The sequence below is a fragment of the Mesorhizobium sp. C264A genome, assembly GCF_040324515.1.
GTDB lineage: Bacteria > Pseudomonadota > Alphaproteobacteria > Rhizobiales > Rhizobiaceae > Mesorhizobium.
The window spans coordinates 3,387,813-3,414,062 of the sequence record NZ_JAMYVY010000001.1 but is presented as its reverse complement, the minus strand read 5'-3'; the positions used below and the strand labels follow the sequence as shown (position 1 = coordinate 3,414,062).

Sequence of the window (26,250 nt, the reverse complement as noted above, 5' to 3'; positions counted from 1 at the left end):
CTAGGTCCCTGCCTGATGCCGGCGTTCCAGCCATGAGTGCAGCGCCATCATGCCGAGGATGATGGCGCCGATGAAGATGTTGTAGGCCAGCCCGGGCACGCCGATCAGCACGATGCCGTTGCGCATGACGCGCAGGATGAGGATGCCGAGCACCGTGCCGATGATGGTGCCGCGCCCACCGGTCAGCGCCGTGCCGCCGATCACCACCATGGCGATGACTTCGAGCTCGTAGCCGGTGCCGCTGTTGGGGTTGGCGGCCGACGTGCGCAGCGACGAGATGACGCCGGCAAGCGAAGCCATCACCGACGACAGCACGAACAGGCCGATCTTGACGCCGCTGACGTTGACGCCGCGCGCCCTTGCGGCGCCTGGATTGCCGCCGGCTGCCTGGATCCAGTTGCCGGTCCGGCTTTGCGTCAGCACGTAGCCCAGTGCGATGGCCGCCGCGATGAACCAGAAGAGCGACATGTAGATGCGGAACGGGCCGATGAAGAAATCACCGACCAGCGCTTCGGCCAGCCAGCTGCCCTCGGCGCTCCACGTCCGCTGCGGAAAGCCGTCGGTGACGAACAGCGCGGTGCCGCGCACCACCAGCAGCATGCCGAGCGTCACCAGGAAGGATGGGATTTTCAGCTGCGTGACGAACCAGCCATTGACCAGGCCGATGAAGGCCGCGATCAGCAGCGCGGCGAGGAAGCCGACCTCCAGCGAGGTCAGGCCGCTGTTGAACAGCGTCCACATCAGCACCGGCGAAAAGCCGAACAGCGAGCCGACCGACAGATCGAATTCACCCGACGTCATCAACAGCGTCATCGCCAGCGCGATCAGCCCGAGCTCGACGGTGAAGGCCAGCGTGTTGGAGATGTTCTGCGGCGACAGGAAATCGTGGTTGATGCTCCAGAACACCGCGATTTCGACGATGAGCAGAACGAAGGGCCCGAATTCCGGCCTCGCGATCAGGCGTTGGATGAGCGAACGGTTTTCCACTGATAACCTGCGACAGGAAGGGGAAGGCTGAGCCCAGCGCGCAACGCGAAGGGCTCGGCGAAAAGACAGTCGCGACCGCGGCTGCGGCCGCGACTGTTGAAGGTCTGGGTTATTTGCCCGACAGGATGTCGTCGTAGACCTGCGCGGTGTCCTTTTCATAGAGCGCGCCGGTGATGACGTTGAAGCCCGGAGGAATGCCTGACGCCGCCATGTTGGCCAGCGACAGCGCGACGTAGCTGGTCGCCTGCGGGTCCTGCCACTGGCCGGCATTGACGTAGCCGGTCAGCACTTCCTGGGTGGTGTCGAGCGAGTTGCCCCAGCCGACGACCGGGATTTCGCCCGGCTTGATGCCGGCCTGGTCGAACACCCGCTTGATCGAGCCGGTGACCAGATCGCCGAGGCCGATGATTGCCTTGACCTTGGCCTTGTTGGCGGTGAGATAGTCGACCATGCGGTTGATGGCTTCGGCCTGGTCGAGGGTCGCTTCGGTGATCTCATAGGTGATCCCCAGCGGTTCGAAGACGCTCTTGATGCCTTCCTCTTCCTGGACGCCGTAGGTGGCGCCGGGGATTTCGACCGGCATCCAGACGAAGTCGCCCTTCTTCACCAGGCCCTTGTCGACCAGATATTGCGCCCAGTGCTTGCCGAAGGTGACGTTGTCGCCGCCGACATAGGCGTCGAAGCTTGCCTTGGGATCGGGCGTGTTGAAGTTGATGATCGGGATCTTGGCCGTGTTGGCTTCCTTGGCGATTTCGATCAGGCTGCCCGGATCGGGGCTGGTGGTGACGATGCCGTCGGCCTTTGCCGAGATCGCGGCGCGCACGGCCTCCTGCTGCGAGGCAACGTCGCCATTGTGGAACGAGGTGTTGACGGTGTTGCCGGTGTCCTTCGCCCATTGCTTGGCACCGGCCAGGAAGTAGGTCCAGACCGGGTCGGCCGGGCCGCCATGCGAAATCCAGTAGAACGTCTTGGCCTGTGCCGCCGCCGGAATGGCCAGCGCCACAATCAAGCCAAGCACGAGTAATCGTAGCCTCGTCAGCATTTGCTTTCCTCCCATGTTGAAAAACGACCTCCACGTCCGGCGATGACCCGGGCGATGCCCTTGATCCTCTCCTCCTGCCAGCGCCGACCCGGATGCGCAGAGCATCTTCTTTTGCGGCCGATGGCAAGCCTCCATCCGCCCAATGGATGGTGGCGCGATGCAACGCGCCATCAGCGATCCCATCAGATCGCATCAGTTAGAGAGCAATTCCAGGAAAAGTGTGAAACGGTTTTCCGCCCGGAATTGCGTCAAACCAAGAGATAGAGATATTCCCCGGCAAGCAGGCGGGGCTTAAACTCAGGCGCGCGGATTTTCCTGAAAGCGCTCGGCCTGGCGGTTGCGCAGCACCTTGGCCAGCCGGTCGAGCGCGAGCGCCAGCACCATCACCGCGCCGATCACGAAGGGGCTCCATGCGGCGTCGATGCCGAACAGGGTCACGCCGCTCAAGATGACCTGGACGATCAGCATGCCGATCACCGCACCGAAGACGGTGCCGCGCCCGCCGGAAAGCGAGGTGCCGCCGATGATCGCCGCGGCAATCGCCATCAGCACGAAACCGCCGCCTTGGTCGACGTCGGTAACGGGAGAGCCAAGCCACAGCGCGCCCGCCAGTCCCGAGACGATGCCCATCAGCACCAGCGTCTGCAGCCGCACAGCACCTGTCGGGATGCCGGCATAGAGCGCCGCCTGCGGATTGCTGCCGACGGCCTGGATCCGGTAGCCGAAGCGGCTGCGGTGAAGCACGAGGTGCATCACCACCGCCATTGCAACGAAGACAAAGACAGCCGTCGGCACAAGGCCGAACAGCTTGCCGTGAACGATCTCAAAGAAGTCGCCGCCTGGGCTGGCCGGAGCTGTCGCTTGCATCTTGACGGCCACCGCCGCCACGCCCCGGAACATTGCAAAGGTGCCCAGCGTAACGACGATGGCTGGCAGTCGCAGCGCCACCACCAGCAGGCCGTTGACGAGGCCGAGCCCGGCGCCGAGCAGCACGCCGGCAAGGGCGGCAAGCCACGGGTCGATGCCGGCGGCCAGAAGGAATGCGGTGAGAAGGGCCGCGAGATGGAATATCCAGCCGACGGAAAGGTCGATCTCGCGGAGTGCGAGCACGAACACCATGCCGATCGCCAGCATGCCGGGATACGCAGCGGTTTCCAGCAACGACAGCACATTGGCCTCATCGAGGAAATCCGGCCGGGCAAAGCCTGTAATCGCCACCAGGACAACGAGCCCGATGAGCGGCCTGAGTTCGACGGGCAGGTGAAGGCTGCGCTTCGGGTGGGCAGCCGAACCGGCAAGCTGTAGCATGGGATCCAATCGTGTCATGCCATGGCTCCCACGAGTTTCTTTTTCGGCCGCTCCGCCTCCGGCATCTCGCCGGTGGTGGTCAGTTGCAGCACTGTCCTTCGCTTCATCTCGGCGCCGGACAACTCGCCGGCGACCCGGCCGCGGTGGAAGACAAGGACGCGGTTGCTGAGGTTGGTCAGGTCGGACGGCTCGACCGAACGCAGCAAAACGATACAGCCATTGGCTGCCATCTGCCGGATCAGCGCATAGATCTTGCGCTTGGCAGCCGCCTCGATACCGCCAGCCGGATTGTCTAGGAGCAGCACTTGCGGCGCCGTCTCCAGCCATTTGGCGACTACGATCTTCTGCTGATCGCCGGCCAGCAGCGAATTCACCGGCGCGTCCGGCAGGCCCTTGATGCGCAGCGCATCGATCTGCCTTGCGGCGGCGGCGATCGCGGCCTTGGGCGAGTAGCGGCGCGACCCCCAGTTGCGGGCGCCGGTAGCGATGTTGCCTATGTTGAAGGCCAGCGACCGGTCGGGCATCAGGCCGTTGCACAGGCGGTTGGCCGGCACCAGGCCGATGCCGCGCCGCGCCGCTTCGGTCGGATTTCCAGGCAAGCCGTAGCCGTCGGGGAGCCGCACCCTGCCGCTTTGCGCCTTGCGCAGGCCAAACAGCATCTCGAACACGTCTTCAACGCCTGACCCCTCAAGCCCGGCCAAGCCGAGGATCTCGCCGGAGCGGGCGGTGAAGCTGACGCCGGAAATCCGGCCGCCGCTCAGACCCTCCACCGTAATCCGCGGCCTTATCGTGCTGGCATTGGCCGGCAGTGCAGGCGGGAACAGGCTGTCGCGCTGCTGGCCGATCATGGCGTCGATCACATCGGCTTCGCTCAACGCCGAGCGCTCACTTGTCAGCACGTCACGGCCGTTGCGCATCACGGTGACCTGGTCTGCGATCGCAAACACGTCCTCCAGCCGGTGCGAGACATAGAGCACGCTCGTGCCCTTGGCCTTGAGGTCTCTTAGTACGGTGAACAGGTGCTCGGTCTGGCGCCGGTCGAGCGCAGAATTCGGTTCATCGAGGATCAGCAGCCTCGGGCCTTCCAGAATTGCGCGGCCGAGTTCGACATATTGCCGTTCGCCCATGCCGAGTTGTCCCACAGGAGCGTGGACATCGACGTCGAGCTTGAGTTGCCGAAGCAAGGTGCGGCTGCGTGCCTCCATCTCGCGCCTGGAGACGAAGCCATTGCGCAACGGCTCGCGATTGACGAACAGATTGGCCAGCACCGAGCGGTCGGCAAACAGGCCGAGCCCCTGGTGGACGACTCCGAAGCTGTGCTTGCGTGCAGCGATCGGGCTGTCGACGGTGACGATCTGGTCGCCGACGCGGATGGTGCCGCTGTTGGGCCGGAGCACGCCGGCAAGCACCTTCACCAGCGTCGACTTTCCGGCGCCGCTTTCACCGACGACAGCATGGATGGTCCCCTGTCCGACAGACAGGTTCATATCCCTGAGCGCGACAACGCCGCCATAACGCATGGCGAGATTGCGCACCGATATCATCGGCAAACCGAGCATGCGATTCGGCCCCCACAGACCGCGCCCCGATCCTGGAGCGAATTTCCGATACAGTCACCCGGATTCCGCTAACAAACGGCTTACAGGGACCGGATACGAACGTTTATCGGCTATCCGTTCGTCCCGCTGCTCCGAAATCAGATCAGGTCGGCCTTGGCGAGGTCCCGCATGAGATGGCTGGCGCCGTAGGTCCAGTGCGGGCAATCGGGCGACAGAAGCACGCGGTTCACCAGCGCGCCGAATTTCTCCGACGAGATGGTGACGATGTCGCCGATCTTGTGGGTGAATCCCTTGCCCTTCTCGCCGCGATCCTTCGACGGCACGAACATGGTGCCGAGATAAAGCGCCAAGCCGTCGGGATACTGGTGGTGCGGCCCCATGGCGGCCGCGACCAGCTCTTCGGGCGAACGGCTGATCTCGGCCATCGAGCTCGCGCCCTCCAGCGAAAACCCGTCCTCGCCCTCGACCTGCAGCCGCACCGTGGCGCGCTTCACGTCGTCGATCGAAAATGTTGCGTCGAACAACCGGATGAAGGGCCCAAGCGAGGCCGAGGCATTGTTGTCCTTGGCCTTGCCGAGCAGCAGCGCCGAGCGTCCCTCGACGTCGCGCAGATTGACGTCGTTGCCGATGGTGGCGCCGACGATCCTGCCGGTGCTGGTGGCGATCATGGCGATCTCCGGCTCGGGGTTGTTCCAGGTCGACACCGGATGCAGCCCGACATCGGCGCCGAAGCCGACGGACGCCATCGGCTGGCATTTGGTAAAGATCTCGGCGTCGGGGCCGATGCCGACTTCCAGATATTGCGACCAGGCGCCGCGCTGGATGAGCTTGGCCTTGATCTCCATCGCCTCAGGCGAGCCGGGCTTCAGCTTCGACAGATCGTGGCCGATCAGCCCGGCAATGTCGGCGCGGATGGCGTCGGCCTTTTCCGCCGAACCGCGCGCCTGCTCCTCGATGACGCGTTCGAGCAGGCTGACCACGAAGGTCACGCCCGACGCCTTCACCGCCTGCAGGTCGACAGGCGAGACCAGATAGGGTTTTGCCGGGTCGCGGGTGGCCTGAAAACTGTTGGCGGCGATCGCGTCGAGCGAGCCGATCGGTTCGCCCTTGGCAGAGCGCACGTGTCCGGCCGGATCGGCCATCTCGCAGATGTCGCGCACTGTGGGTGCGGTGGTCGAGGTGACGTCGAAAACGATGCCGTCGCGCACGGTGACCACCAGCGGATGCGAGGCATCGCTTGCCCTCGCTCGGCCGATGAAGAGCCCGTCGGCGGGAAGCTGCGTTGGGTTCGTCATGGCTTACGGTCCTTTGATGATCGAGATGGCAGCTGGGCCGCTGCACTTTCACCGGATTCACGCCAAAGGTCTATCCCGTGGCGCAGGCAATTGTCGGTTCTGACATGAGGCCCGCTCTTTCAAAAAAATGAAACTGGCACTAGAATTTTCATTTTCCGCATACTCCAGGTGAAGCCTTGCCCGCACCGTTTTCCGTTCCGATCTGGCAGAAGCCGCAGACCGCATCCGCCTTCCAGTCGCTCGTCACTGCGCCGGTCGACGTTGCCATCGTCGGCGGCGGCTTCATGGGCCTGTCGACCGCCTTGCACGCAGCCCGGCTCGGTCTCGGTGTACAGGTGCTGGAGGCCGGCGAGATCGGCCAGGGTGCCTCGGGCCTCAATGGCGGCCAGGTCATTCCCGGCCTGAAATATGATCCCGAATGGCTGCTCGAGCATTTCGGCCCCGAGCGTGGCCAGGCGCTGGTCGATTTCGCCGCCTCCACGGCGGACGCGGTGTTCGACCTGATTCGCGGTGAAAAACTGGCGGTGCCGCTCACCCGCAAGGGCTGGATCCAGGCCGCGCATACCGAAACCGCATTGAAAGCGGCGGCGAACAGGGATCGTCAATGGCGGGCGCGTGGCGCCGATGTCCGGCTTCTGAATGAAAGCGAGATCGCCGATATGACCGGCGCGCAAGGCTATCTCGGCGGCTGGCTCGACCGCCGCGCCGGCATCATCGATCCGCTCGCCTATACAGTGGAACTGGCGCGCATCGCCGCCGCCGCCGGCGCCAGCATTGCCGAGCGGCAGAAGGTGGTGAAACTCCGCAAGGAGGCCGGCCTTTGGCGTGTCTCAACCGAAAGCGGCGCCGAGGTGCGGGCGAAAGCGGTTGTCCTGGCGACGAACGCCTATACCGATGGACTGCTTCCGGGCCTCGCGGAAACGATCGTGCCGCTGCATTCCTTCCAGGTCGCGACCGCGCCGCTGTCATCCAACCTTGCGGCGACGATCCTGCCGGAAGGGCAGGCGGTGTCCGACTCCAGGCGCATTCTCGTCTACTACCGCAAAACAGCCGACGGCCATCTGGTGCTTGGCGGCCGCGGCCGCATGGCGCGGCCGAGGAGCGAGGCCGACTGGGCGCATCTGCAGCACGCGCTGGTGCGGCTCTATCCGGCCTTGGCCCATATCTCGATCGAGAAACGCTGGTTCGGTCGTGTGGCGATGACGCCGGATCACCTGCCGCACATCCATGAGCCGGAAAAGGGCCTGCTCGCCGTAGTTGGTTGCCAGGGCAGGGGCGTCGGCCTGATGACCGCGCTGGGAAAACGCATGGCGGGCTACCTCGCGGGCGGCGATGTCAATCAATTGCCGTTCCCGCTGTCGCCGGTCCGGCCGATCCCGTTCCACGCCTTCCGCCAGGTCGGCGTCGCCGCGACCATCGCCTGGTACCGGATGCTCGACGCCTTCGAGCGCTGATTGGGCGCCGGTCGCCTAGGCCTCGTGGATTCAGCTTGACAGTTTCACAAATATGAAAAAAGCTAAGCCGATTTCATATTTCCGTTGAGCAGTCCGATGTCGAGCATCGTTGCAACAGGAGCGCCGGCAGGGTCGTCCCGAGGCTTCCGCTTCGCCATGTTGCTGCCGGGCGGGCTGGTCACCTTGTTCCTGATCCTGTTTGCCCTTGGCCTTGTGCTCTTCCTCTCACTTCGCGGCAATGACGGTTCGCTGCTCGGCGCCGGCTTCACGGCAGGCAACTTCATCGCCGTGGTCTCCGATCCGCTCTACTGGACGGTGACGCTGCGCTCGCTGGTGATCGCCGGCCTGGTGACGCTGGCGACCGTCGTCACCGCCTATCCCGTCGCCTACTATCTCGCTTTCTATGCCGGCCGCCGCCGCAGCCTGCTTTTGTTTCTGGTGACCCTGCCGTTCTGGACCAGCTATCTCCTGCGCGTCTTCGCCTGGAAGATCGTGCTCGCCTATAACGGCGTCTTGAACTCGGCGCTGATCGAAAGCGGCATCTGGTCGGAGCCGACGCTGGCCTTCCTCAACACGCCGGCGGCGGTGGTCGTCACGCTGGCGCATGCCTATGCGCCCTTCGCCATCCTGCCGATCTATGTGGCGCTGGACACCATCCCGAAATCACTGCTCGAAGCCGCCTCCGATCTCGGCGCCAGACCGTTCACGGCGTTTCGCCGCGTCGTCTTGCCCAATTCGATGCCGGGCGTTCTGGCGGCCGCCCTCGTCGTCTTTGTGCCGACGGTCGGCGACTATGTCACCCCGGCCATGGTCGGCGGTCCCGCCAGCACCATGATCGGCACATTGATCCAGTCGCAGTTCGGCAAGGCCAATGACTGGCCGTTCGGGGCGGCACTTTCAGTCTGCGTGATGCTGGTCATCCTCTGCGTGGTGCTGGTCGCACGCGGCGCCGACCGCAGATTCGGCAGCCGCACATGAGCGCCGCGCGGAGAGATGATGGCCGCGGCTGGCTCGGCGTCTATGTGCTTGCCTATCTCGTCTTCCTCTATCTGCCGGTGCTGTTGATCCCGCTGTTTTCCTTCAACAACTCCATCCAGGCCGCGTTTCCGCTGCAGGGCTTCACGCTCGAATGGTATGCCACGCTCTATGGCAATCCGGCGCTGTCCGGCGCGCTTTTGAACAGTCTCGTCATTGGCGTCGTGGCCGCCGCCGGCGCCACGCTCTGCGGCATCACCGTCTCCTATATGGACCTCTACGGTCGTTCGCCGCTCGCCGCCACCATCAGCGCCATCTCCAGGCTGCCGATCCTGATCCCCGGCGTCATCGTCGGCATATCGTTGCTGATCCTCGTCAATCTCATCGGCCTCGGCCCGTCGCGCATCGCCATCGTTCTCGGCCACATACTGGTGGCGCTGCCGACCACCGTGGTGATCATGCGCAGCCGGTTTGCCGCAATTCCGAAAACCATTCGCGAGGCCGCACTCGATCTCGGCGCTTCCGACTGGACGACCTTCCGGCGGGTGATGTTGCCGCTCTCGCTGCCGGCCATCGTCTCGGCCTTCATGCTGGCCTTTCTGATTTCCTTCGACGAGTTCATCGTCGTCTTCTTCCTCGCCGGCACCGAGCCGACGCTGCCGCTCTACATCTGGAGCCAACTGCGTTTTCCTCGCTCGCTGCCGACCGTGATGGCGCTGGGGACAGCTATCCTTGCTGTGTCCGTCATCATCGCCGGCATCGCCGAAATCCTGCGCCATCGCGGGCTGAGCACAGCCCGTCGGACGGCGCCCACCAGTCCAGCCTGAACCATAACAAAAGAGGAGAACCGAAATGGCATTCGACCCGAAATCAATTACTGGGCTGAAACCGATCACTGGCCCGAAATCGATCACTGCAAAGACAGCCCGCACCGGGCTTGCCGCGCTTGCAATCGTCCTGTCGTCGACTGTCGCCTTCGCCGCCGACAAGCTGCAATATTTCACTTGGTCCGGCTATGAACTGCCAGACTTCAACAAGAGCTTCCTGACGGCCCATCCCGATGGCGTCGAGGCCTCGATCTTCGGCGACGACGACGATGCCTTCACCAAGGTCAAGGCCGGCTTCCGCCCCGATATCGCCCATCCCTGCTACGACAAGGTGGCGCGCTGGAACAAGGAAGGCCTGCTGCAGCCGATCGATACCAAGCGCATCAAGAACTGGGATTCGATCTTCCCGGTGTTCAAGAACCTGCCCGACATCCAGGCCGGCGACGGCAAGGTCTGGATGGTGCCGTGGGATTGGGGCAACACCTCGATCCTCTACCGCACCGATCTGGTGAAGAACCCGGAAGCGAGCTGGAACCTTCTGTGGGACAAGCAATATGCCGGCCGCATGGCGACCATCGATGCCGTGCATGACACCCCGATCGTTGCCGCACTTCTGGCCGGCGTAAACCCCTTCGACATGACGCCCGAGCAGATGGACAAGGTGGCGGAAAAGTTGCGCGAGCAGCGTCCCCTCCTCTCCAACTACACCACCGACATGACCTCGGTCGAACAGGCGCTGGCCAGCGGCCAGCTGGTCGCCGCCATGACCTGGAACGCGTCGGCAACCTCGCTGAAGAAGCAGGGCGTGCCGGTCGAGTTCATGAAGCCGAAGGAGGGCATGCTGACCTGGGCCTGCGGCTTCGTCATGCTCAAGGACGCCAAAAACGTCGACCTCGCCTATGACTTCATCAACAGCCGGCTCGACGCCGACTCGGGTAAGTACCTGATCCAGGCCTACGGCTATGGCAGCTCGCTCAGCACCGCCTTCGCCGGCGTGGCGAAGGACGAACTGGACAAGCTGCAATTGCCGGCGGACCCGGAGGTGATGCTGAAGACCACCATCTTCACCGGCCCGATGAAGCAGAACGACGATGTGGCGAAGATGTTCGAGAAAGTGAAGGCGGGCGGCTGAGGGATCCATCGCCGACGGTTGCGCTGCCCCTCACCTGCCTGCCGGCATCCTCTCCCCGTATAGTGACGGGGAGAGGGGCGCTGTCACCAGCGATTTCGCAAATCGCAAACGTTGCAGAAATGGCGCCGAGTTTGCGACCAGCCGCTTTCTCCCCGTCACTATACGGGGAGAAATGTCCGGCAGGACAATGAGGGGCAGCGCCGACGGCAGGTAATTGTGACTAATCTCCTGAAGCCCGCGGGTCTTGCCGCCGCGCCAAAGACTGCAACAAGGACCAACTGATGGACATGCTTGAAGCGAAACCAAAGGCCGACGCCGACATTCGCGTCGGCCGGCGCGTGCGGGCGCTGCGGCTGGAGCGCAATTTGTCGTTGGCCGAGCTGGCAGCAAAAGCCGGCGTCTCCATCGGTGCGCTGAGCCAGATCGAGCGCGGCCTGTCTTCGCTGCGCGTCAAGGTGATCTGGCCGCTTGCGGCCGCGCTCGACATCGAGCCTTCGGCGCTGATCACCGACGGCAACGAAGCCGCCAACGATCTCTATTGCGTGCGCGCCGACAAAAGGCGGCAGCTCCCGGTCAAGTCGGAAGGCATCGCCAAGGCGCTGCTGTCGCCGCCGGGCGCGGCGCTGACCGGCCTCTTGGTGACCGTGGAAGCCGATGGCGGCACGGCGGAAGCCTATGCGCATATCGGTCACGAGTTCGGCTATGTCCTGTCGGGCGAGGTCGAACTGGTGGTGGACTCGACAAAATACGTGCTGAAGAGCGGCGACTCCTTTGCCTTCAAGAGCACGCTTCTGCACGCCTTCCGCAATCCCGGCACCGAGCCTTGCCAGATCCTCTGGGTCAACACCACCAAGCCGTCCGAGGTTCGCGATGGCGCCTGATGCGCTGGTACGCCTGGACACGGTCTCGAAGGTTTTCCCCGGCGGCATTGTCGGGCTCGACGCCGTCGATCTCGACATTATCAGCGGCGAGTTCATCACCCTGCTCGGGCCCTCGGGCTGCGGCAAGACCACCAGCCTGCGCGTCATTGCCGGTTTCGAAAGCCCCTCGGGCGGCAAGGTGCTGCTCGATGGTCGCGACATCACCGCGCTGAGGCCCTTCGAGCGTCCCGTCAACACCGTGTTCCAGGATTATGCGCTGTTCCCGCATATGAACGTCGCCGAGAATGTCGGCTTCGGCCTGTCGCTGCGCAAACTGTCCGGCGCCGAGCAGGCAAAGCGCGTCCGCGAAGCCCTCGACATGGTCGGCCTCGCCGACAAGCTCGGCGCCCGCGTTTCCGAACTGTCGGGTGGCCAGCGCCAGCGCGTCGCGCTCGCCCGCGCCATAGTCTGCGAGCCGCGCGTTCTGTTGCTCGATGAACCGCTGTCGGCGCTCGATGCGCATCTGCGCGAACAGATGCAGGTCGAACTGAAGCGGCTGCAGTCGCGGCTCGGCACCACCTTCGTCATGGTCACCCACGACCAGACCGAAGCGCTGTCGATCTCCGACCGCATCGTCGTCATGAACAAGGGCCGCATCGAGCAGATCGCGCCGCCGGCTACGCTTTACGACCGGCCGGCGACGAAATTCGTCGCAAGCTTTATCGGCACCATGAACCTCTTGCAATCGCGCTTCATCGGCCGCGACGGCGACCGCCTGCGCTTCGCCGCTGGCGGGCTTTCGCTGGAAGCAACATCTGAAACCGGCGACACACCCGGCGAAGGCACTGAGCGCACCATCGGCGTTCGCCCCGAGGACTTGCTGGCCACCACCGATGCCGCCGCCGGCACCGCGCCGGCGCGCGTCAACTCCATCGTCTTCCACGGCCGCACGCTGCGGCTGCATGCTGAGTTGGGGCAGGGATTGCCGGTGGTGATCGATGCGCCGCGCCAGGCCGAGGGCTTTCAATTCAGCGTCGGCGACGTGGCGCATATCAGCCTGCGCCGTGGTGCCAACTGCCCTATGCTGCCAAGCTGATCCAACCCAATCCCTTCATCGACGGTTGGATTTAACCTGCTGTGAAGATCGCCAAGGTGGAATTAAGTGTGAATTGACTCGCAAAGGAACATATTCCTACTTTGCGGGATGCCCGAACTAAGCACCCGACCGCGCCGAAATGTGCAAACCCTCTGCTTGGCGCATGAAGTCGGGCAGCTAATTCGTGTTCGATGTCGGAACTGCAACATCACTCGACACTATCTGCCTGGCGATCTCGCAAAGCTGGTTGGTGATATCCCCTTTTGGGATGTGGAGCGGCACATGCGGTGCGAGCGCTGCAAAGGTCGTGAGCTCGATGCAGGCATCATTCTGCCAAGCGCTGCTGAACGCCTTAAAATTCGCGTCAGACGTCTTGTCGAAATCCGCATGGTTCGCCGGGTAATCTGGCGAGACGACGATTGAGGAGAGCCGATTTCGGGCTAAAACAGAGACCCTTGGGCCGGGGCCCGTGGTGGGAACTTGATCTGTGTGGCTGGCTTCTCAACGATCACCAACGCGTCGTTGGGCGCCGTCCGCTGCAAATGCCGTGCTTCCGACCATGGCGCCGTCAGCCAAGCCTCGGTTTCCTCCGGCGTGGTGAGGATCACGGGCATAGCCTTCTCATGGATCGGCGCAATGAGAGCATTAGGCTTGGTGGTCATGAAGGCGTATAGCTCGAAGTCGCCGGGACCGTCCTTGACCTTTCGCACGCCCTGCCAAGACGTCCAGAAACCAGCGAAGAAGAACAACGGCCGGCTCTCGCCACGGGCAAACCAGTAATTTCGCTGGATTCCTGTTTCCGGGTCTTTATCGTTCGCCGCAGGGCTGGGCTCGGCAAAGCTGGTCACCGGCACGACACATCTGTGCTCGACGCCCACATATTGCTGCCAGTGCGAATATTGCGGATTGCGAACGTTGGTGGTGCCGTAGTCGGCCTTACCTTTCATGCGCTCGGGCGGCGTTGGCAAACCCCAAAGCAGTTTCGCCAGTTCACGCTCCCCATCCGCCCTGTTGCGAACGACAAGCCCAGGTTGATTGGGATAGACATCAAGCGAAGGTTCGAGGTTGCCGCTGATATCGCGCAATGTGCGGGTCCATTGGCGGACCGCCTCTTGCGTCGTCGTGATGTTGTAGAGGTTGCACATGCACCCAGCATTGCGGAATTGGCTTTTGTCTGCAACCGAAGTCGCTGTCCGACGCCGCCGCAATCGTCGTCACACAGCCGCGCTGTATCATCGTCCTGACACACCTTGTCAGCTGTCGTGCGGGTAAAGGTGGCGGGCCGGCAAGCGCTTCCCTACTTCAAACCAGTCTGAACAGGAGGAACACACATGACCATCGCGGATGTTGCCAAGGATTTCACCGAAATGCTCCAGCAGGGGGATCACCTGGGTGCTGGTGAAAAGTACAATGCCGATGATATCGTCAGCCTCGAAGCGATGGAGGGGCCGATGGCCATTGCCCGTGGCAAGGAAGCTCTCAGGCAAAAGGGCGAATGGTGGCAAGCGAACCACGAAGTCCATGGCGGCTCTGTCGAAGGCCCCTATGTCAACGGCGACCAGTTCGCGGTGCGCTTCAAGTTCGACATAACGCCCAAGGCCACCGGCGAACGGGTCACCATGGACGAGGTTGGCCTGTACACGGTCAAGAACGGCAAGATCACCGAAGAGCGCTTCTACTACTGAGCCCGGGTGCCGTAGGGTTCCGGCGCACTTCGCTGCACGACCCAAAAACCAGGCGGCCGGGACAAAGTCCTGGCCGCAGTGGGAAAAGCTCAAATGGTCTTCACATACTGCGCCAACTGATCGGCCACCGTGCCCCAGCCGTCGAAGAACCCCATCTCTTCATGATTGTTGCGGGTAGCCTCGTCGCGATGGATGGCCGTTGCCGTGTAGCGCGTGCCCTTGTCATCCGACTGAAGCGAAATGACTGCGGTGATGAAGGGCTCGCCGGAGGGCCGATAGCCCGGCAGCAGCGCATCGGTCCACACCAGCCGCTCGTTCGGCACGATCTCGAGATAGCAGCAATGGCGGTCGTTGACCTCCTTGCCGTCGGGTGATTGCATGCGCGTCCGGAACAGTCCGCCCGGACGAAGGTCGATCTCGCAATCGGTGATCAGCCAGGGCTTGGGCGTGAACCATTGCTTGACATGCTCCGGCACCGTCATCGCGCTCCACAAGAGTTCGCGCGGCGCGTCGAGCTTGCGCTCCAGCACAAGGTCCAGTCTGGGGTCGGGCTTGAAGGGATAGCTCACTTTTCTTGCTCCTTGAGGCTCATCACATAGGCGTCGAATTGATCGAGTCGGCGCTCCCACAGCGTGCGCTGTTCGGCCAGCCAGTTTTGGGCGAGCTGCAGCGGTTCGGGCGCCAGCTGATAGGTCCTGGTGCGGCCGATTTTTTCCGATCGCACCAGACCGCAGCCTTCCAGCACTTTCAGATGCTCGATGAAGGAAGGCAGCGCCATCTCGAAAGGCTGCGCCAACTCGCTGACCGAGGCCGGACTGCGGTTCAACCGCTCGACCACGCGCCGCCGCGTCGGGTCAGCCAGCGCGCGGAAGATGCCGTCGATCGGCGGGAGACTTGTAGTTGGGGCGTGGAGGCTTGGCATGGGCGATCCTGAGGTCCGTCGACGGGTATAGAAAGATACTTAGGAAAATTCCTTAGTATTGGCAAGCCCTAAAAATGGGCTGATGTGACCGGGGTGCTGGCAAAGCGGGAAGGACGGTTTTAGGCTGTCCGGCGGATTCGACCATCAGCCCAAGGGAAGTGCGTTTTGACGATCACCATGTACGGCATCACCACCTGCGACACGATCAGGAAGGCGCGCACCTGGCTGGAGGGCCACGATGTGCCTTACCGTTTTCACGACTACCGGGCCGAGGGGATAGAGGTGGGCAGACTGGATGGATGGATCGGCAAGGTTGGCTGGGAAAAGCTGCTCAACAAGGGCAGCACGACCTTCCGCGAACTGCCCGACAAGCACAAGCAAGGGCTCGACGAGAAGAAGGCCAGGAAGCTGATGCTGGCCAACCCGACGATGATCAAGCGCCCGGTGCTCGAGGTCGGGGATGAGATTTTGGTGGGGTTCAAGCCGGAGGCTTATGAAGGGGTGGTGAAGTAGCGTAGCCTCGCTTCGTCATCCTGTGGCGAAGCTAGGTTCGAAGCGACGCAGCGCAGACCATGGGATCCTGTCGGTCTCCTTCCCACCCCAAACATAGCATGGGAACAACACACAGGATCCTCGGGTCAGCCCGAGGATGACGAACGCGTGGAGGGCGATCGCTAATTGTGAAGGCTTTCGCTTGCGGCGTATGCAGCGGTTCGCTGTCTCTCAACCCGTCCCGCGCAAATACCCCGCCAACGCCACCGCATTGTTATGCGCCTCGTCATGCGCGCCATAAAGCAGCGTCACCTTGGCCTTGCCGAGCAAGCCACGCAGTTGCGCCACCGCTTCGCTATTCCCATCCAGTTCGACCGAATACCGCACCTGAAACTCCGCCCACCGCGCCGGCTCATGTCCGAACCACCTCCGCAATTCATCGCTCGGCGCGATGTCCTTCAGCCACAGCGTCAGCGCGGCATCCTCCTTGCTGACGCCGCGCGGCCAGATGCGATCGACCAGCACCCGCTGCCCGTCATCGGGCGCGGGTGCTTCGTAAATTCGCTTGACCGTCAGGTCGAAGGCCATCCGCCCCCTTTACGCCCACTCGCCCTTGCGCATCACCGGCACGCGGCGGCCATCCTTGTGCACGCCGTCTATGTCGATCTTGTCCGAGCCGATCATCCAGTCGATGTGGATAAAACTCTTGTTGCCGCCGCGCTGGGCGATTTCGTCCTGGCTGAGCGAGGCGCCGTCGACGAAGCATTTTGAATAGCACTGCCCGAGCGCGATGTGGCAGGCGGCGTTCTCGTCGAACAGCGTGTTGAAGAACAGCAGGCCGCTGGCCGAGATCGGCGAGGAATGCGGCACCAGCGCCACCTCGCCGAGCCGGCGCGAACCCTCGTCGGTGTCGAGCACTTTCTTCAGCACGTCCTCGCCCTTCGAAGCCTTGGCCTCGACGATCCTGCCCTCTTCGAAACGCACCGAGATATCGTCGATCAGCGTGCCCTGGTAGGACAGCGGCTTGGTCGAGGAGACATGGCCGGAGACGCGCCGTGCATGCGGCGTGGTGAAGACCTCCTCGGTCGGGATGTTCGGATTGCAGGTGACGCCGTTCTTGGCGGTCGAGGCGCCGCCCATCCATTCATGGCCATCGGCCAGCCCGACGGTGAGGTCGGTGCCCGGGCCGCTGAAATGCAGATCATGGAAATTGTGCTCGTTCAGCCACTTTGTGCGGCCGCGCAGCGCTGCATTGTGCGCCGTCCAGTTTGCGATCGGGTCTTCCACATCGACCCGTGATGCCGAAAAGATCGCATCGGCAAGCTTGACCACGGCGACATCGTCGGCATCGCCGGGGAAGACCTGCTTGGCCCAGGCGAGATCCGGGTAGGCGACGATGTTCCAGTTGATGTCGAAGCCGGTGATCTTTTCCAGCGCCGGCTGGTAGGCCATCGAGTTCGCCTTGTTGGCGCGCGCCACTTTCGCCGGGTCCTGCGCCGACAACAGCGACGGGTCCTCGCCGCGCACGGCAAGCCGCGCCGCATTGTTGGAAAAGGCCTTCGCCATGCCTTCATATATCCAGCCGGCGGCGCGGTCGAAGCCGGCATCCGCGCCGTAGCGGAAGCGCGCCAGCGTGATCTCGTCATCATTGAAGATCGGCGTTACCAGCCCGGCGCCCGCCTTGTAAGCGTGCTCGACGATGCGCCTGGTCAGCGGCAGGGCTGCGATCGACGAGGTCAGCACCAAATCCTGCCCCGGTTGCAATTGCAGCCCCACCTTGATGGCGACTTCCGCCAGCCTGTCGAGCTTCACCGGGTCGATGGTTGCGGAAACGCCGCGCGAATGTGTGGTCATGATCCTGCCTGCCTTGGTCTTGGAGGTGAAGCTTCCAACATAGATCGGCGCGGCTGTGCTTTCCAGCACCGTCGCGACGGACAGCCCTAGGCAGCGCTTTCCAGCGCGCTGAACTGCGCCACGGTCGCCGCGATTTCCTCGCGGATCCAGATCTTGAAATCGCGCACCTTGCGGCTTTCGGTCTTGGTCGCCGAGGTCACCAGCCAGTAGCCGAGGCCGCTCTGCGCCCGCACGCCGAAAGGCGCGACGAGGCGGCCGTCGGCCAGCGCATCGGCGGCCAGCAATTGCCAGCCGAGCATGACGCCATGGCCGGCGATCGCCGATTCCAGGCACAGCATCGGGTCGGTGAAACGCGCACCCTTGCGGAAGGTGACTGGTTCGACGTCAGCGGCTTTGAACCAGCTCTCCCAATTGATCATCGCCCGCTCGTCGGTGATGGCGCAGGTCTGCGCGAGGTCTTCGATCGATTTCAGTTTCTCGGCGATCACCGGCGCGCAGACCGGGAAAACTTCCTGCGCCAGAAGCAGCTCCGCCCGCCCGCCCGGCCATTTGCCGTCGCCGAGCCGGATGGCGATGTCTATGTCGGAGCGTTCGAGATCGGCGAGCCGCACCGAGGCGTCGATGCGCAACAGCACATTGGGATGCCGGTCGAAGTGACGTGACAGCCGCGGCAGCAGCCATTTCGAAGCGAAGGCCGGCGCCACCGACACCACCAGCGTGCACTGGCTCGCCTCGTCGGCCAGCGCCACCGCTTGCGCCAGCTCGCGAAAACCGGCGCCCAGTCGGGCGGAAAAAACCGTTCCGAATTCGGTCAGCACCAGCCCGCTTGCGGTGCGTTCGAACAGCGCCTGTCCGAGCTGCTTTTCAGTGCGGTTGATCTGCTGGCTGACGGCGCTGACCGAGACGTTGAGTTCGCCGGCCGCCGCCGCGAGCGAGCCGAGGCGGGCGACGGTTTCGACGGCGCGCAGGCCGTTGAGATGGACGCGGTTCAGCATAGCCATTTCAGTTTTTCTAAACCGGCGCGGCTGAAATCTCAATTGAAAGACAGCCCGACAAGGCAGATTTTAGTGGGACAGTCAGACCGAGGAGGCGAGGATGACGATCGTATCATTGTTCAAGATCTTAGCCGCTGCCGGCCTCCGGCCGGACCGCTATGATGGGATGCACGGCGGCGATGTCATCGACTGGGTTACCGACCCATTGTCGCATCCGGTGCTGGACACCATGTCGGAACGCGAACTCGGAGATATCCCGTTCCGGCTGACGGCGCGCCGCACCGCCTACGAGACCGGGGCGGTCGGCTGCGGCTGAGATGCGGGGGCGTTAGTCGCGCCCGCTGGCCCAACACAAAGCGGATTGTTTCATCGGTCGCCAATTCTATGGTGCGCTGCAATGAACGCCGCTCCATCACCCTTGGGCCTTGCTCTCGCTGGCATGATCGCCATGGCCGTCGCCATGGGCATTGGCCGTTTCGTCTACACGCCGATCCTGCCCGGAATGATGGAAGAACTGCATCTGTCGCCGGCCGATGCCGGCTGGATCGCGTCGGCCAATTATCTCGGCTACCTCGTCGGCGCGCTTGCGGCGGCAGGCGGCTGGGCGCATGGGCGCGAGCGCCTGCTGATGTTTGGCGGCCTTGCCGCCAGTGCTGCGCTCGCCGCCCTGATGGGGCTGAGCGAGACGATGACCGCCTTTGTCGTCCTCCGCTTCCTTGCCGGTCTCGCCAGCGCCTTCGTCATGGTGTTCATGGCCTCGATCGTCTTCGGTCACCTGGCAGCCGCCAACAGAAGCGACCTGCAGGCGCTGCATTTCGGCGGCGTCGGCCTCGGCATCGCGGCATCCTCAGCGCTGATGGCGGTTCTGGTCACCGAACATGCCGGCTGGGCTTCGGGCTGGCTGTGGTCGGCAGCGATTTCCGCCGGCGGCCTTGCGATGGTCGCCTTGCTCGCCGGCGGCACCGCACCTGGCCGCGGCGTGGCCGACCGCGAACCGGCACTGCCGAGGGACCGGTCGTTGGCAAAAGTCATCGTTGCCTACGGCCTGTTCGGCTTCGGCTATGTGGTGACGGCGACCTTCCTGGTCGCCATCGTGCGCCAGGGCGGCGGCGGCCGCGTCTTCGAGGCAAGCGTCTGGATGGTCACCGGCCTTGCCGGCTTTCCCTCGGTCTGGCTGTGGCAGAAGGTAGCGGCACGGATCGGGCTTTATACCGCCTATGCCGTGGGCTGCCTGGTCGAGGTGGTCGGCGTCACCGCCAGCGTCGCCATCGGCGGCACCGCCGGGCCGCTGCTGGCGGGCGTCCTGCTCGGCGGCACCTTCATCGCCATCACCGCGCTCGGCCTGCAGACGGCAAGGCAGCTCGTGCCGGAGGCGCCGCGCCGGATTTTTGCGCTGATGACCGCTTCCTTCGGCATCGGCCAGATCGTCGGCCCGATCGTCGCCGGACTGCTGGCGCAAGCCTCGGGCAACTTCTTCCTGGCCTCGATCGTCGCTGCTGGCGTATTGCTGGTATCTGCTGGGATCACCTGGTCGGCCGCGCCAAAATCGCCATGATTGTGGTCTTGCTCGATGCCGGGCATCGGGTACGGGCATTTGCTTTCCACCTAATGTGTGACTTTATGCCCGCCGAACCCCGCTGATTTGCGCACCGACCGAGGATTTCACCACAGTGTTCGTATCCTTCTTCCCGCAGCCGAAGCTGTTTTTCATCTCGGCCGTCGTCTGGACTGCGGTTCTCGTGGCAGCCTGGTTCCTCGGTGCTGACCAGCTTGGCGCGTTTCTCGGCTTGCCTCCGGCTCTTGCCGACGCGCCGCCCATCATAGGCGTCTCGGTGTTCTGGTCGCCTCCGTTCCTCTGGTTCTACATCTACTATGCGCTTGGCGTTTTGATATTCTATGGCTTCTGGCACTGGTATTCTCCGCACCCGTGGGACCAATGGTCTATCCTCGGCAGTTCGCTGCTCCTGTTCACGACCTACTTTCAGGTGCAGGTAAGCGTGGCGATCAACGCATGGTATGGACCATTCTGGGACCTCATTCAGGGCATCGTTAGCAAAACGGTCAAGGCAACCGAGGCTGATCTTTACGCTCAAATAATCACTTTCCTCGGTATCGCTCTTGTCGCGGTTACCGTGTTCGTTTTGACAAACTTCTTCGTCAGCCACTGGGTGTTTCGCTGGCGCACTGCGATGAACAATTACTACATGTCCTATTGGCCGAAGCTGCGCCATATTGAGGGCGCTGCACAGCGTGTGCAGGAAGACACGATGCGGTTTTCCAAGATAATGGAAGACCTTGGCACTAGCTTCGTCGATTCCATCATGACGCTTATCGCTTTCATGCCGATCCTGCTCAGTTATTCTAAGCATGTCACAGAGTTGCCATTGATCGGTCATGTTCCTCAGCCGCTGGTTTTGGCTGCGATCTTCTGGGCAGTCTTCGGTACAGTCATCATTGCGACCGCAGGCATCAAGCTTCCTGGCTTGCAGTTTCGTAACCAGCGCGTCGAGGCAGCATATCGCAAGGAACTCGTCTACGGTGAGGACGATCCGGCCCGGGCGCAGCCGCAGACCGTCGCGGAGCTGTTTGCGAGTGTGCGGCAAAACTACTTTCGCCTGTATTTCCACTATGTGTATTTCAACGTGGTCCGCTATCTTTATCTTCAGACCAACAACGTCTTCTCCTACTTCCTGATGGTGCCTTCCATGATCGCTGGAACGCTGACGCTGGGTCTCATCAACCAGGTCAGTTCAGCCTTCAGTCAGGTAACCAACTCATTCCAGTATCTCGTCAATTCTTGGTCGACGATTGTCGAGCTTCTGTCAGTTCACAAGCGCCTTCGCGCCTTCGAGGCGACGATTCGCGGCGAGCCGCTGCCCGACATTGACCGCCACTTCATGGAGCGTCAGGAACAGGCAAAGGAACCCGACCCGGCTTGATCCTATTTGCACAGACGGTTGGCGGCTCAGCCGCCCACCGCCGCCTGCCTCTCGCTACCACGTTGCCGCTGCACATAATCGCGAAAACTGATGCATTCGACGTCGGCTTTCACGCACGTCTCGTCGGCAAAGCGCTCCAGCGCGTTCCAGTAGGCGCCGTCATTCATCAGCGTGAAATGGAAGCTCAGCACCAGCGGGATGCGCTTGCCCTGATATTGCTTGTCGAAGGCGGCGCGGAACGCCTGGTAGGTCCGATCGCTGAACTCGGCTGCCTGGCTCGGCCGCTCGAAACCGCCGGATTGCCTGACATAGAGATTGTAGTCCATGGCGATCACCGGCCTTGAACTCGGGCCTTCCGGGATCTGTGGCAGCGAAAAGCGGGTCAAGCCGTCGCCGGTCGGCGGCTCGACCGGGCCGTTCGAGACGCCGCTGGCGTCATAGTGGTAGCCGGCTTCAGGCAGGGCCTCGTAGAGCCCTTTGCTGGTCGACAGATAGGGCGCGCGAAAGCCGACCACGGCATGGGCAATAGCGCGCCAGCCTGCGGGCTCGGGCGCAATGCCGTTGATTGCATAGGCGTTCTCCAGAATGCGCTCGAACGATGCGAATTCCTTCAGCCAGTCGGCCTTGCTCCAGTCCTTGCCGTCGAAATGGCCGCAGCCATGGCTGGCAATGTCATGGCCCTCCGACGCGGCGAGGCCGATCTGGTCGAGCCGGTCCGCGACTTCCTGTTTCGAGGCGGCGAAGCCGATGTTGGATTTGCCCGCGGACCTGGCCGGCGCGGTGTATTCGGCGCGTGTCTGCTGCGACAGCAGGAACACGCAGGAAAGGAAGTAGGTAAAATGCGCGCCGGTGCGCTTGGCTAGCGCCCGGCTGCGCTGCCATTGCGATATCTCACGGGCGCTGTCGAACGAGATGATGACGATCTGCTTCGGCTTTGCCGGGGATGGCGCCGCCGGCGGGTCGGCGTAAGCAACGCCCGCCGTGGCAAGCACAGCGGTGGAAAATGCGACAACGCGGGACAAACGTGGCATCGGCAATCTGGGCTTGATCTGGAGGCAGTCAAAGCCGGCTATCGGCAAAATGTGGCGTGGGTGCGATCAAAGTCGGCAGCTATGCGCCCGGCGATTAGCCGATTTTCCTGCCCAGCCCCTTCCATGCCCGCGAAATTTCGCTAAAACGCGGGCTCAAGAAGCGCCCCTGTTGGGGCAGCAATGGTTTTGATTGATGTCCGACGACAGTTTTATCCGCGAAGTCAACGACGAGATGCGCCGCGAAAAGGCGCAGGCGCTGTGGGATCGTTTCGGTCCGGCGCTGCTTGGCCTTGCTATCCTGGTGGTGCTCGGCACCGCTGCCTTCGTCGGCTACCGCTATTGGGATGAGACCCGCGCCAACCGCTCGGGCGATGCCTTCTCGCAGGCGCTGAAGCTTGCCAATGACGGCAAGAGCGACGAGGCGCTGACAGCGCTCGAACAACTGGAAAAGGATGGCTACGGCGCCTATCCACTGCTCGCCCGTATGCGCGCCGCAACCGTCAAGGCCGACAAGGGCGACTTTGCCGCCGCCGTTACGGATTTCGATGGCGTCGCCGCCGACACCGCCATTCCGCAGGGCATTCGCGACATGGCGCGCCTGCGGGCCGCCCTGCTGCTCGTCGATCACGGCTCCTTCGCCGACGTCTCCAGCCGCGTCGAGGCGCTGACCGCCGACAACAACACGCTGCGCCACACAGCGCGCGAAGCGCTCGGCCTTGCCGCCTGGAAGGAAGGCAAGACCCAGGATGCGCTGAAACTGTTCGACCAGATCGCCGCCGATGACGGCGCCCCGCGCAACGCGCGCCAGCGGGCGACGCTGATGTCGGAATTGATCCGCGGCTCGGGCGCGTCATGATACGCATCGCCCAAAGCCTGCCCTCGGGCCTGACCCAAGGGCGCGCTGCGGTTTGGGCGATGATATGGATAGCCGGATGAGCTTCAAAGTCGCCATTATCGGCCGGCCCAATGTCGGCAAATCGACGCTTTTCAACCGATTGGTGGGACGGAAGCTGGCGCTTGTCGACGACACGCCGGGCGTCACCCGCGACCGTCGCGTCCACGCGGCCAAACTCTACGATCTGCATTTCGATGTCATCGACACCGCCGGTTTCGAAGACGCCGCCGCCTCGACGTTGCCCGGCCGCATGCGCGCGCAGACCGAGATCGCGATCCGCGAAGCCGACCTGATCTTCTTCACCATCGACGCCAAGTCCGGGCTTTTGCCCGACGACCGCACCTTTGCCGAGATCGTGCGCAAGTCCGGCAAGCCGGTCGTGCTGGTCGCCAACAAGGCCGAGGCCAAGGGCGCCCAGGGCGGCATGCTGGAAGCCTGGGAACTGGGCTTGGGCGAGCCGATCCCAGTCTCGGCCGAGCATGGCCAGGGCATGCCCGATCTGCGCGACGCGGTGATCGAGGCGCTGGGCAAAGACCGCGCCTTCGGCGAGGAAGAGGCCGAAGCCGAAGACGAGGTCGCCGCCAGCGAGGTGCTGATCGGCGAGGACATCACCGATCCCGACGCTGAACCTGCCTATGACGACACCAAGCCGATGCGCATCGCCGTCGTCGGCCGTCCCAATGCCGGCAAGTCGACGCTGATCAACGCGCTGATCGGCGAGGAGCGGCTTTTGACCGGCCCGGAAGCCGGCATCACCCGCGATTCCATCTCGGTCGACTGGGACTGGCATGGCCGTCGCCTAAAACTGTTCGACACTGCCGGCATGCGCCGCAAGGCCAGGATCCACGAAAAGCTGGAAGTGATGTCGGTGCAGGACGGTCTGCGCGCCATCCGCTTTGCCGAGATCGTCATCATCGTGCTCGACGCCACCATCCCCTTCGAGAAGCAGGACCTCCAGATCGCCGACCTGATCATCCGCGAGGGCAGGGCGCCGGTCATCGCCTTCAACAAATGGGACCTGATCGACAATCCGCAGGAACTGCTGGCCGAATTGCGCGAAAAGACCACACGGCTTTTGCCGCAAGTGCGCGGCATCCAGGCGGTGACGGTTTCGGCCGAGACCGGGCGCAGCCTCGACAAGCTGATGGATGCCGTCATCAAGACGCACAAGGTGTGGAACAGCCGCGTTTCCACCGGCAAGCTCAACCGCTGGCTGGAAAGCATTCTTGCGCATCATCCGCCGCCCGCCGTCGCCGGACGCCGGCTCAAGGTAAAATACGTCACCCAGGCCAAGACGCGGCCGCCTGGCTTTGTCGTCCAGTGCTCGCGGCCGGATGCGATGCCGCAATCCTATGTCCGCTATCTCTCCAACAGCCTGCGCGAAGCCTTCGACATGCCTGGCGTGCCGATCCGGATAGCGCTGCGGACTTCGGACAACCCGTTCGCGGGGAGAGCGAACAAGCGTAAGTGAGCGGTGGCGGTTGGCGCGCGCTTTGCTCTTAGGAATCTTCCGCAATGTTGGCGGGACAGCACCCCCCTCTGCCCTGCCGGGCATCTCCCCCTCAAGGGCATAGGCGCTAAGATAGCTTTGGCATGGACTGAAATTTGCGCTTTCGTGGTGGTTCGCGCCAGCGATATCGCAAGGCATGGAGATTGTGGCGCAGGGCCGCCAAGGAAGGTTGAGTAAAGATGGTCGCGATCAGAGAGGCGACGATCTGGCGGGTTGCGCGCCACAGTAGCGGGCGCCCGTCGCTCAAGGGGGAGAGACACCCAACTCCTGCGAGAGGGGTTCGGTCACGAGCGCGATGAGGAAGTGGGCAAGGATCCAAGGCCTTGCGATCCTTGGGTCTTTGGCGGGAGGAGAGCGCAGCCCGATCAGGCTCTTCAGGCGCTTGAAGGCGAGTTCGATGCGCCAGCGCATGCGGTAGAGCTTGAGGACCGTATCGGCGGGAAACTCCTCCCGGTCAAGCGAGGTCACAAGCAGGACGAAGCCGGCCGCAATCAGCGTCTGCGGTTGAACCTTGTTGCCCTTGGCCCTGGCTTCCTTGTTGATTTTGCGCCGCGCTTCTTGTGCCGCGGCCTCGGATTTGCGCAAGGCGATCAGGCGCATCTTCACAGGCTCGCCCTTCTTGAGTGCCAGCCGGGCAGGCGTTTCGCAGACTTCCTCCCGGCAGTTCTCCAGGTAGCCGATGAGATCGAACGCCCTGCCGTTGGCGTCGAGCCATCGCGCGTTTTTCCACGACGCGCGCACAACAACATCGCCGCCTTGCGCCATCACCTTGGCGATCCGCTCGGCCTGCAGATAGGCGCGGTCACCGATGCGGATCTCGCCCGGCACCACCGGCACGCGGTCGATCAACTCGGCCTCGCTCTGGTCGGTGATCTCGATGAAGTCGAACTGCTCGCGCTCAAGCTCGAAGGCGCAGTGCATGCGCCAAAGACCATTGTTCTTCTTCTCATACGCACCGGCCTTGGCAACCGCTGTCGCATCGAGGATGCGAACCAGTCGGCCTTTGGCCAAACCTGCATCCTCGCGCTTCAAAAGGTGCCCAATCAACTGCTGCAGCCATGGTCCTGCATTGCGCAGCCGGCCAAGCAACGCCACGTCCGAAATGTCGGCTATCCCGCTCGCCGCCGCCCAGGCCACGACGCCCCGCATGCCAACCTTGCCAAGGCAGTAAGCCAGTGTCAGGCGCAACAGGTCGCTCGCCGACCTGACGCCGCGCGGGCGCAGGAACGCCTTCGTCTCGCGGGCACTTGCTGCGATCAACTCTTCGCCGCCCAGAAGCTCAATCGTCTCGGCCCAGCCGTCATCAACAAGCGATTCGTGTGTCATCGCAGTGTAGAATCACACCCGATTCCGCAGGGCAATACCTATCTTAGCGCCTATGCCCTCAAGGGG

26 protein-coding genes are annotated in these 26,250 nt (G+C 63.2%); 13 read left to right on the top strand and 13 right to left on the bottom strand.

From position 1 onward, the window contains the following. The 5 genes from NKL04_RS16885 to NKL04_RS16865 all read right to left on the bottom strand — a co-directional run bounded on the left by NKL04_RS16885 (nucleotide 1) and on the right by NKL04_RS16865 (nucleotide 6,191). Nucleotides 1-987, bottom strand: a complete 987-nt coding sequence (locus tag NKL04_RS16885) for an ABC transporter permease (protein ID WP_023668514.1) — start codon at nucleotides 985-987, stop codon at nucleotides 1-3. A 109-nt stretch (nucleotides 988-1,096) separates the two neighbouring features. Further along, a complete protein-coding gene (locus NKL04_RS16880; RefSeq protein WP_023692133.1) occupies nucleotides 1,097-2,029 on the bottom strand; it encodes a substrate-binding domain-containing protein in 933 nt (310 codons plus the stop codon). A 297-nt stretch (nucleotides 2,030-2,326) separates the two neighbouring features. Beyond that, a complete protein-coding gene (locus NKL04_RS16875; protein ID WP_198029313.1) occupies nucleotides 2,327-3,355 on the bottom strand; it encodes an ABC transporter permease in 1,029 nt (342 codons plus the stop codon). Further along, complete coding sequence (locus NKL04_RS16870; protein WP_023701489.1) at nucleotides 3,352-4,896, bottom strand: sugar ABC transporter ATP-binding protein; 1,545 nt, start codon at nucleotides 4,894-4,896, stop codon at nucleotides 3,352-3,354. The genes NKL04_RS16875 and NKL04_RS16870 overlap by 4 nt, the downstream gene beginning before the upstream one ends. Nucleotides 4,897-5,033: 137 nt before the next feature. Next, nucleotides 5,034-6,191 carry a fumarylacetoacetate hydrolase family protein gene (locus NKL04_RS16865; protein WP_023701488.1) on the bottom strand — a complete coding sequence of 386 codons (1,158 nt, stop codon included), beginning with the start codon at nucleotides 6,189-6,191 and terminating at the stop codon, nucleotides 5,034-5,036. Nucleotides 6,192-6,367: 176 nt separating this feature from the next. On the opposite strand from NKL04_RS16865, the gene NKL04_RS16860 reads away from it, so the two are divergent. The 6 genes from NKL04_RS16860 to NKL04_RS16835 all read left to right on the top strand — a co-directional run bounded on the left by NKL04_RS16860 (nucleotide 6,368) and on the right by NKL04_RS16835 (nucleotide 12,535). After that, nucleotides 6,368-7,645: an NAD(P)/FAD-dependent oxidoreductase gene (locus tag NKL04_RS16860; RefSeq protein ID WP_352723874.1), complete on the top strand. Its 1,278-nt coding sequence runs from the start codon at nucleotides 6,368-6,370 to the stop codon at nucleotides 7,643-7,645. A gap of 96 nt (nucleotides 7,646-7,741) precedes the next feature. Next, nucleotides 7,742-8,623 (top strand): ABC transporter permease, encoded by an 882-nt coding sequence (locus NKL04_RS16855; protein ID WP_031209453.1) that lies wholly within the window; start codon nucleotides 7,742-7,744, stop codon nucleotides 8,621-8,623. Continuing rightward, nucleotides 8,620-9,447, top strand: coding sequence for an ABC transporter permease (locus tag NKL04_RS16850; RefSeq protein WP_023709184.1), 828 nt, complete (start codon nucleotides 8,620-8,622; stop codon nucleotides 9,445-9,447). The genes NKL04_RS16855 and NKL04_RS16850 overlap by 4 nt, the downstream gene beginning before the upstream one ends. A gap of 25 nt (nucleotides 9,448-9,472) precedes the next feature. Next, on the top strand, nucleotides 9,473-10,579 hold the full coding sequence (locus tag NKL04_RS16845) for an ABC transporter substrate-binding protein (protein ID WP_352519958.1): 1,107 nt from the start codon (nucleotides 9,473-9,475) through the stop codon (nucleotides 10,577-10,579). A 281-nt stretch (nucleotides 10,580-10,860) separates the two neighbouring features. Further along, nucleotides 10,861-11,460, top strand: coding sequence for a helix-turn-helix domain-containing protein (locus NKL04_RS16840; protein WP_023684396.1), 600 nt, complete (start codon nucleotides 10,861-10,863; stop codon nucleotides 11,458-11,460). Beyond that, nucleotides 11,450-12,535 carry an ABC transporter ATP-binding protein gene (locus tag NKL04_RS16835; protein WP_023701483.1) on the top strand — a complete coding sequence of 362 codons (1,086 nt, stop codon included), beginning with the start codon at nucleotides 11,450-11,452 and terminating at the stop codon, nucleotides 12,533-12,535. The genes NKL04_RS16840 and NKL04_RS16835 overlap by 11 nt, the downstream gene beginning before the upstream one ends. Before the next feature lie 440 nt (nucleotides 12,536-12,975). On the opposite strand, the gene NKL04_RS16830 is transcribed toward NKL04_RS16835, so the two are convergent. Beyond that, a complete protein-coding gene (locus tag NKL04_RS16830) occupies nucleotides 12,976-13,680 on the bottom strand; it encodes an SOS response-associated peptidase (protein ID WP_023701482.1) in 705 nt (234 codons plus the stop codon). Nucleotides 13,681-13,866: 186 nt separating this feature from the next. Between NKL04_RS16830 and NKL04_RS16825 the strand changes: the two genes are divergently transcribed. Then, nucleotides 13,867-14,220 (top strand): nuclear transport factor 2 family protein, encoded by a 354-nt coding sequence (locus tag NKL04_RS16825; protein WP_023668502.1) that lies wholly within the window; start codon nucleotides 13,867-13,869, stop codon nucleotides 14,218-14,220. 89 nt (nucleotides 14,221-14,309) lie between these two features. Here the strand turns inward: NKL04_RS16825 and NKL04_RS16820 are convergent, their stop codons facing one another. After that, nucleotides 14,310-14,789 carry an SRPBCC family protein gene (locus NKL04_RS16820; protein WP_023668501.1) on the bottom strand — a complete coding sequence of 160 codons (480 nt, stop codon included), beginning with the start codon at nucleotides 14,787-14,789 and terminating at the stop codon, nucleotides 14,310-14,312. Next, nucleotides 14,786-15,142, bottom strand: a complete 357-nt coding sequence (locus NKL04_RS16815; protein ID WP_023701481.1) for an ArsR/SmtB family transcription factor — start codon at nucleotides 15,140-15,142, stop codon at nucleotides 14,786-14,788. The genes NKL04_RS16820 and NKL04_RS16815 overlap by 4 nt, the downstream gene beginning before the upstream one ends. A gap of 165 nt (nucleotides 15,143-15,307) precedes the next feature. Between NKL04_RS16815 and NKL04_RS16810 the strand changes: the two genes are divergently transcribed. Next, the gene (locus NKL04_RS16810) at nucleotides 15,308-15,655 is read left to right on the top strand and encodes an ArsC family reductase (protein WP_023687095.1); all 348 of its coding nucleotides are present in this window, start codon (nucleotides 15,308-15,310) and stop codon (nucleotides 15,653-15,655) included. Between the two features lie 210 nt (nucleotides 15,656-15,865). On the opposite strand, the gene NKL04_RS16805 is transcribed toward NKL04_RS16810, so the two are convergent. From NKL04_RS16805 to NKL04_RS16795, 3 genes are all read right to left on the bottom strand, one after another. Continuing rightward, on the bottom strand, nucleotides 15,866-16,222 hold the full coding sequence (locus NKL04_RS16805) for a DUF488 domain-containing protein (protein ID WP_023701480.1): 357 nt from the start codon (nucleotides 16,220-16,222) through the stop codon (nucleotides 15,866-15,868). Between the two features lie 9 nt (nucleotides 16,223-16,231). Beyond that, nucleotides 16,232-17,488, bottom strand: a complete 1,257-nt coding sequence (locus NKL04_RS16800) for an aminopeptidase (RefSeq protein ID WP_023738452.1) — start codon at nucleotides 17,486-17,488, stop codon at nucleotides 16,232-16,234. A gap of 86 nt (nucleotides 17,489-17,574) precedes the next feature. Next, complete coding sequence (locus tag NKL04_RS16795) at nucleotides 17,575-18,489, bottom strand: LysR substrate-binding domain-containing protein (RefSeq protein ID WP_023729300.1); 915 nt, start codon at nucleotides 18,487-18,489, stop codon at nucleotides 17,575-17,577. Nucleotides 18,490-18,583: 94 nt separating this feature from the next. Between NKL04_RS16795 and NKL04_RS16790 the strand changes: the two genes are divergently transcribed. The 3 genes from NKL04_RS16790 to sbmA all read left to right on the top strand — a co-directional run bounded on the left by NKL04_RS16790 (nucleotide 18,584) and on the right by sbmA (nucleotide 21,422). Beyond that, entirely contained in the window at nucleotides 18,584-18,799 is a 216-nt protein-coding gene (locus NKL04_RS16790; RefSeq protein ID WP_023668495.1) for a hypothetical protein, read from the top strand. 81 nt (nucleotides 18,800-18,880) lie between these two features. Beyond that, a complete protein-coding gene (locus NKL04_RS16785; protein ID WP_023740672.1) occupies nucleotides 18,881-20,038 on the top strand; it encodes a YbfB/YjiJ family MFS transporter in 1,158 nt (385 codons plus the stop codon). Nucleotides 20,039-20,153: 115 nt separating this feature from the next. Next, nucleotides 20,154-21,422 (top strand): peptide antibiotic transporter SbmA, encoded by a 1,269-nt coding sequence (sbmA, locus tag NKL04_RS16780; RefSeq protein WP_023687099.1) that lies wholly within the window; start codon nucleotides 20,154-20,156, stop codon nucleotides 21,420-21,422. Between the two features lie 26 nt (nucleotides 21,423-21,448). Here the strand turns inward: sbmA and NKL04_RS16775 are convergent, their stop codons facing one another. Further along, nucleotides 21,449-22,453 carry a polysaccharide deacetylase family protein gene (locus tag NKL04_RS16775; RefSeq protein WP_023701476.1) on the bottom strand — a complete coding sequence of 335 codons (1,005 nt, stop codon included), beginning with the start codon at nucleotides 22,451-22,453 and terminating at the stop codon, nucleotides 21,449-21,451. 193 nt (nucleotides 22,454-22,646) lie between these two features. On the opposite strand from NKL04_RS16775, the gene NKL04_RS16770 reads away from it, so the two are divergent. Together NKL04_RS16770 and der are read left to right on the top strand one after the other, a co-directional pair. Then, the gene (locus tag NKL04_RS16770) at nucleotides 22,647-23,309 is read left to right on the top strand and encodes a tetratricopeptide repeat protein (RefSeq protein ID WP_023701475.1); all 663 of its coding nucleotides are present in this window, start codon (nucleotides 22,647-22,649) and stop codon (nucleotides 23,307-23,309) included. Nucleotides 23,310-23,385: 76 nt separating this feature from the next. After that, a complete protein-coding gene (gene der / locus NKL04_RS16765) occupies nucleotides 23,386-24,819 on the top strand; it encodes a ribosome biogenesis GTPase Der (RefSeq protein ID WP_352723873.1) in 1,434 nt (477 codons plus the stop codon). 282 nt (nucleotides 24,820-25,101) lie between these two features. Here the strand turns inward: der and NKL04_RS16760 are convergent, their stop codons facing one another. After that, entirely contained in the window at nucleotides 25,102-26,184 is a 1,083-nt protein-coding gene (locus NKL04_RS16760) for a transposase (RefSeq protein ID WP_023701472.1), read from the bottom strand. Between the last annotated feature and the right edge of the window lie 66 nt (nucleotides 26,185-26,250).

Bases quoted from the DNA above. Each gene is read 5' to 3' on its own strand.
- NKL04_RS16875 (WP_198029313.1), bottom strand. From the start codon at position 3,355: ATGACACGATTGGATCCCATGCTACAGCTTGCCGGTTCGGCTGCCCAC.
- NKL04_RS16805 (WP_023701480.1), bottom strand. From the start codon at position 16,222: ATGGCCTTCGACCTGACGGTCAAGCGAATTTACGAAGCACCCGCGCCC.
- NKL04_RS16815 (WP_023701481.1), bottom strand. From the start codon at position 15,142: ATGCCAAGCCTCCACGCCCCAACTACAAGTCTCCCGCCGATCGACGGC.
- NKL04_RS16840 (WP_023684396.1), top strand. From the start codon at position 10,861: ATGGACATGCTTGAAGCGAAACCAAAGGCCGACGCCGACATTCGCGTC.
- NKL04_RS16795 (WP_023729300.1), bottom strand. From the start codon at position 18,489: ATGGCTATGCTGAACCGCGTCCATCTCAACGGCCTGCGCGCCGTCGAA.
- NKL04_RS16865 (WP_023701488.1), bottom strand. From the start codon at position 6,191: ATGACGAACCCAACGCAGCTTCCCGCCGACGGGCTCTTCATCGGCCGA.
- NKL04_RS16790 (WP_023668495.1), top strand. From the start codon at position 18,584: ATGACGATCGTATCATTGTTCAAGATCTTAGCCGCTGCCGGCCTCCGG.
- NKL04_RS16880 (WP_023692133.1), bottom strand. From the start codon at position 2,029: ATGCTGACGAGGCTACGATTACTCGTGCTTGGCTTGATTGTGGCGCTG.
- NKL04_RS16850 (WP_023709184.1), top strand. From the start codon at position 8,620: ATGAGCGCCGCGCGGAGAGATGATGGCCGCGGCTGGCTCGGCGTCTAT.
- NKL04_RS16830 (WP_023701482.1), bottom strand. From the start codon at position 13,680: ATGTGCAACCTCTACAACATCACGACGACGCAAGAGGCGGTCCGCCAA.
- NKL04_RS16770 (WP_023701475.1), top strand. From the start codon at position 22,647: ATGTCCGACGACAGTTTTATCCGCGAAGTCAACGACGAGATGCGCCGC.
- der (WP_352723873.1), top strand. From the start codon at position 23,386: ATGAGCTTCAAAGTCGCCATTATCGGCCGGCCCAATGTCGGCAAATCG.
- NKL04_RS16760 (WP_023701472.1), bottom strand. From the start codon at position 26,184: ATGACACACGAATCGCTTGTTGATGACGGCTGGGCCGAGACGATTGAG.
- NKL04_RS16800 (WP_023738452.1), bottom strand. From the start codon at position 17,488: ATGACCACACATTCGCGCGGCGTTTCCGCAACCATCGACCCGGTGAAG.
- NKL04_RS16855 (WP_031209453.1), top strand. From the start codon at position 7,742: ATGTCGAGCATCGTTGCAACAGGAGCGCCGGCAGGGTCGTCCCGAGGC.
- NKL04_RS16870 (WP_023701489.1), bottom strand. From the start codon at position 4,896: ATGCTCGGTTTGCCGATGATATCGGTGCGCAATCTCGCCATGCGTTAT.
- NKL04_RS16785 (WP_023740672.1), top strand. From the start codon at position 18,881: ATGAACGCCGCTCCATCACCCTTGGGCCTTGCTCTCGCTGGCATGATC.
- NKL04_RS16835 (WP_023701483.1), top strand. From the start codon at position 11,450: ATGGCGCCTGATGCGCTGGTACGCCTGGACACGGTCTCGAAGGTTTTC.
- NKL04_RS16845 (WP_352519958.1), top strand. From the start codon at position 9,473: ATGGCATTCGACCCGAAATCAATTACTGGGCTGAAACCGATCACTGGC.
- NKL04_RS16825 (WP_023668502.1), top strand. From the start codon at position 13,867: ATGACCATCGCGGATGTTGCCAAGGATTTCACCGAAATGCTCCAGCAG.
- NKL04_RS16775 (WP_023701476.1), bottom strand. From the start codon at position 22,453: ATGCCACGTTTGTCCCGCGTTGTCGCATTTTCCACCGCTGTGCTTGCC.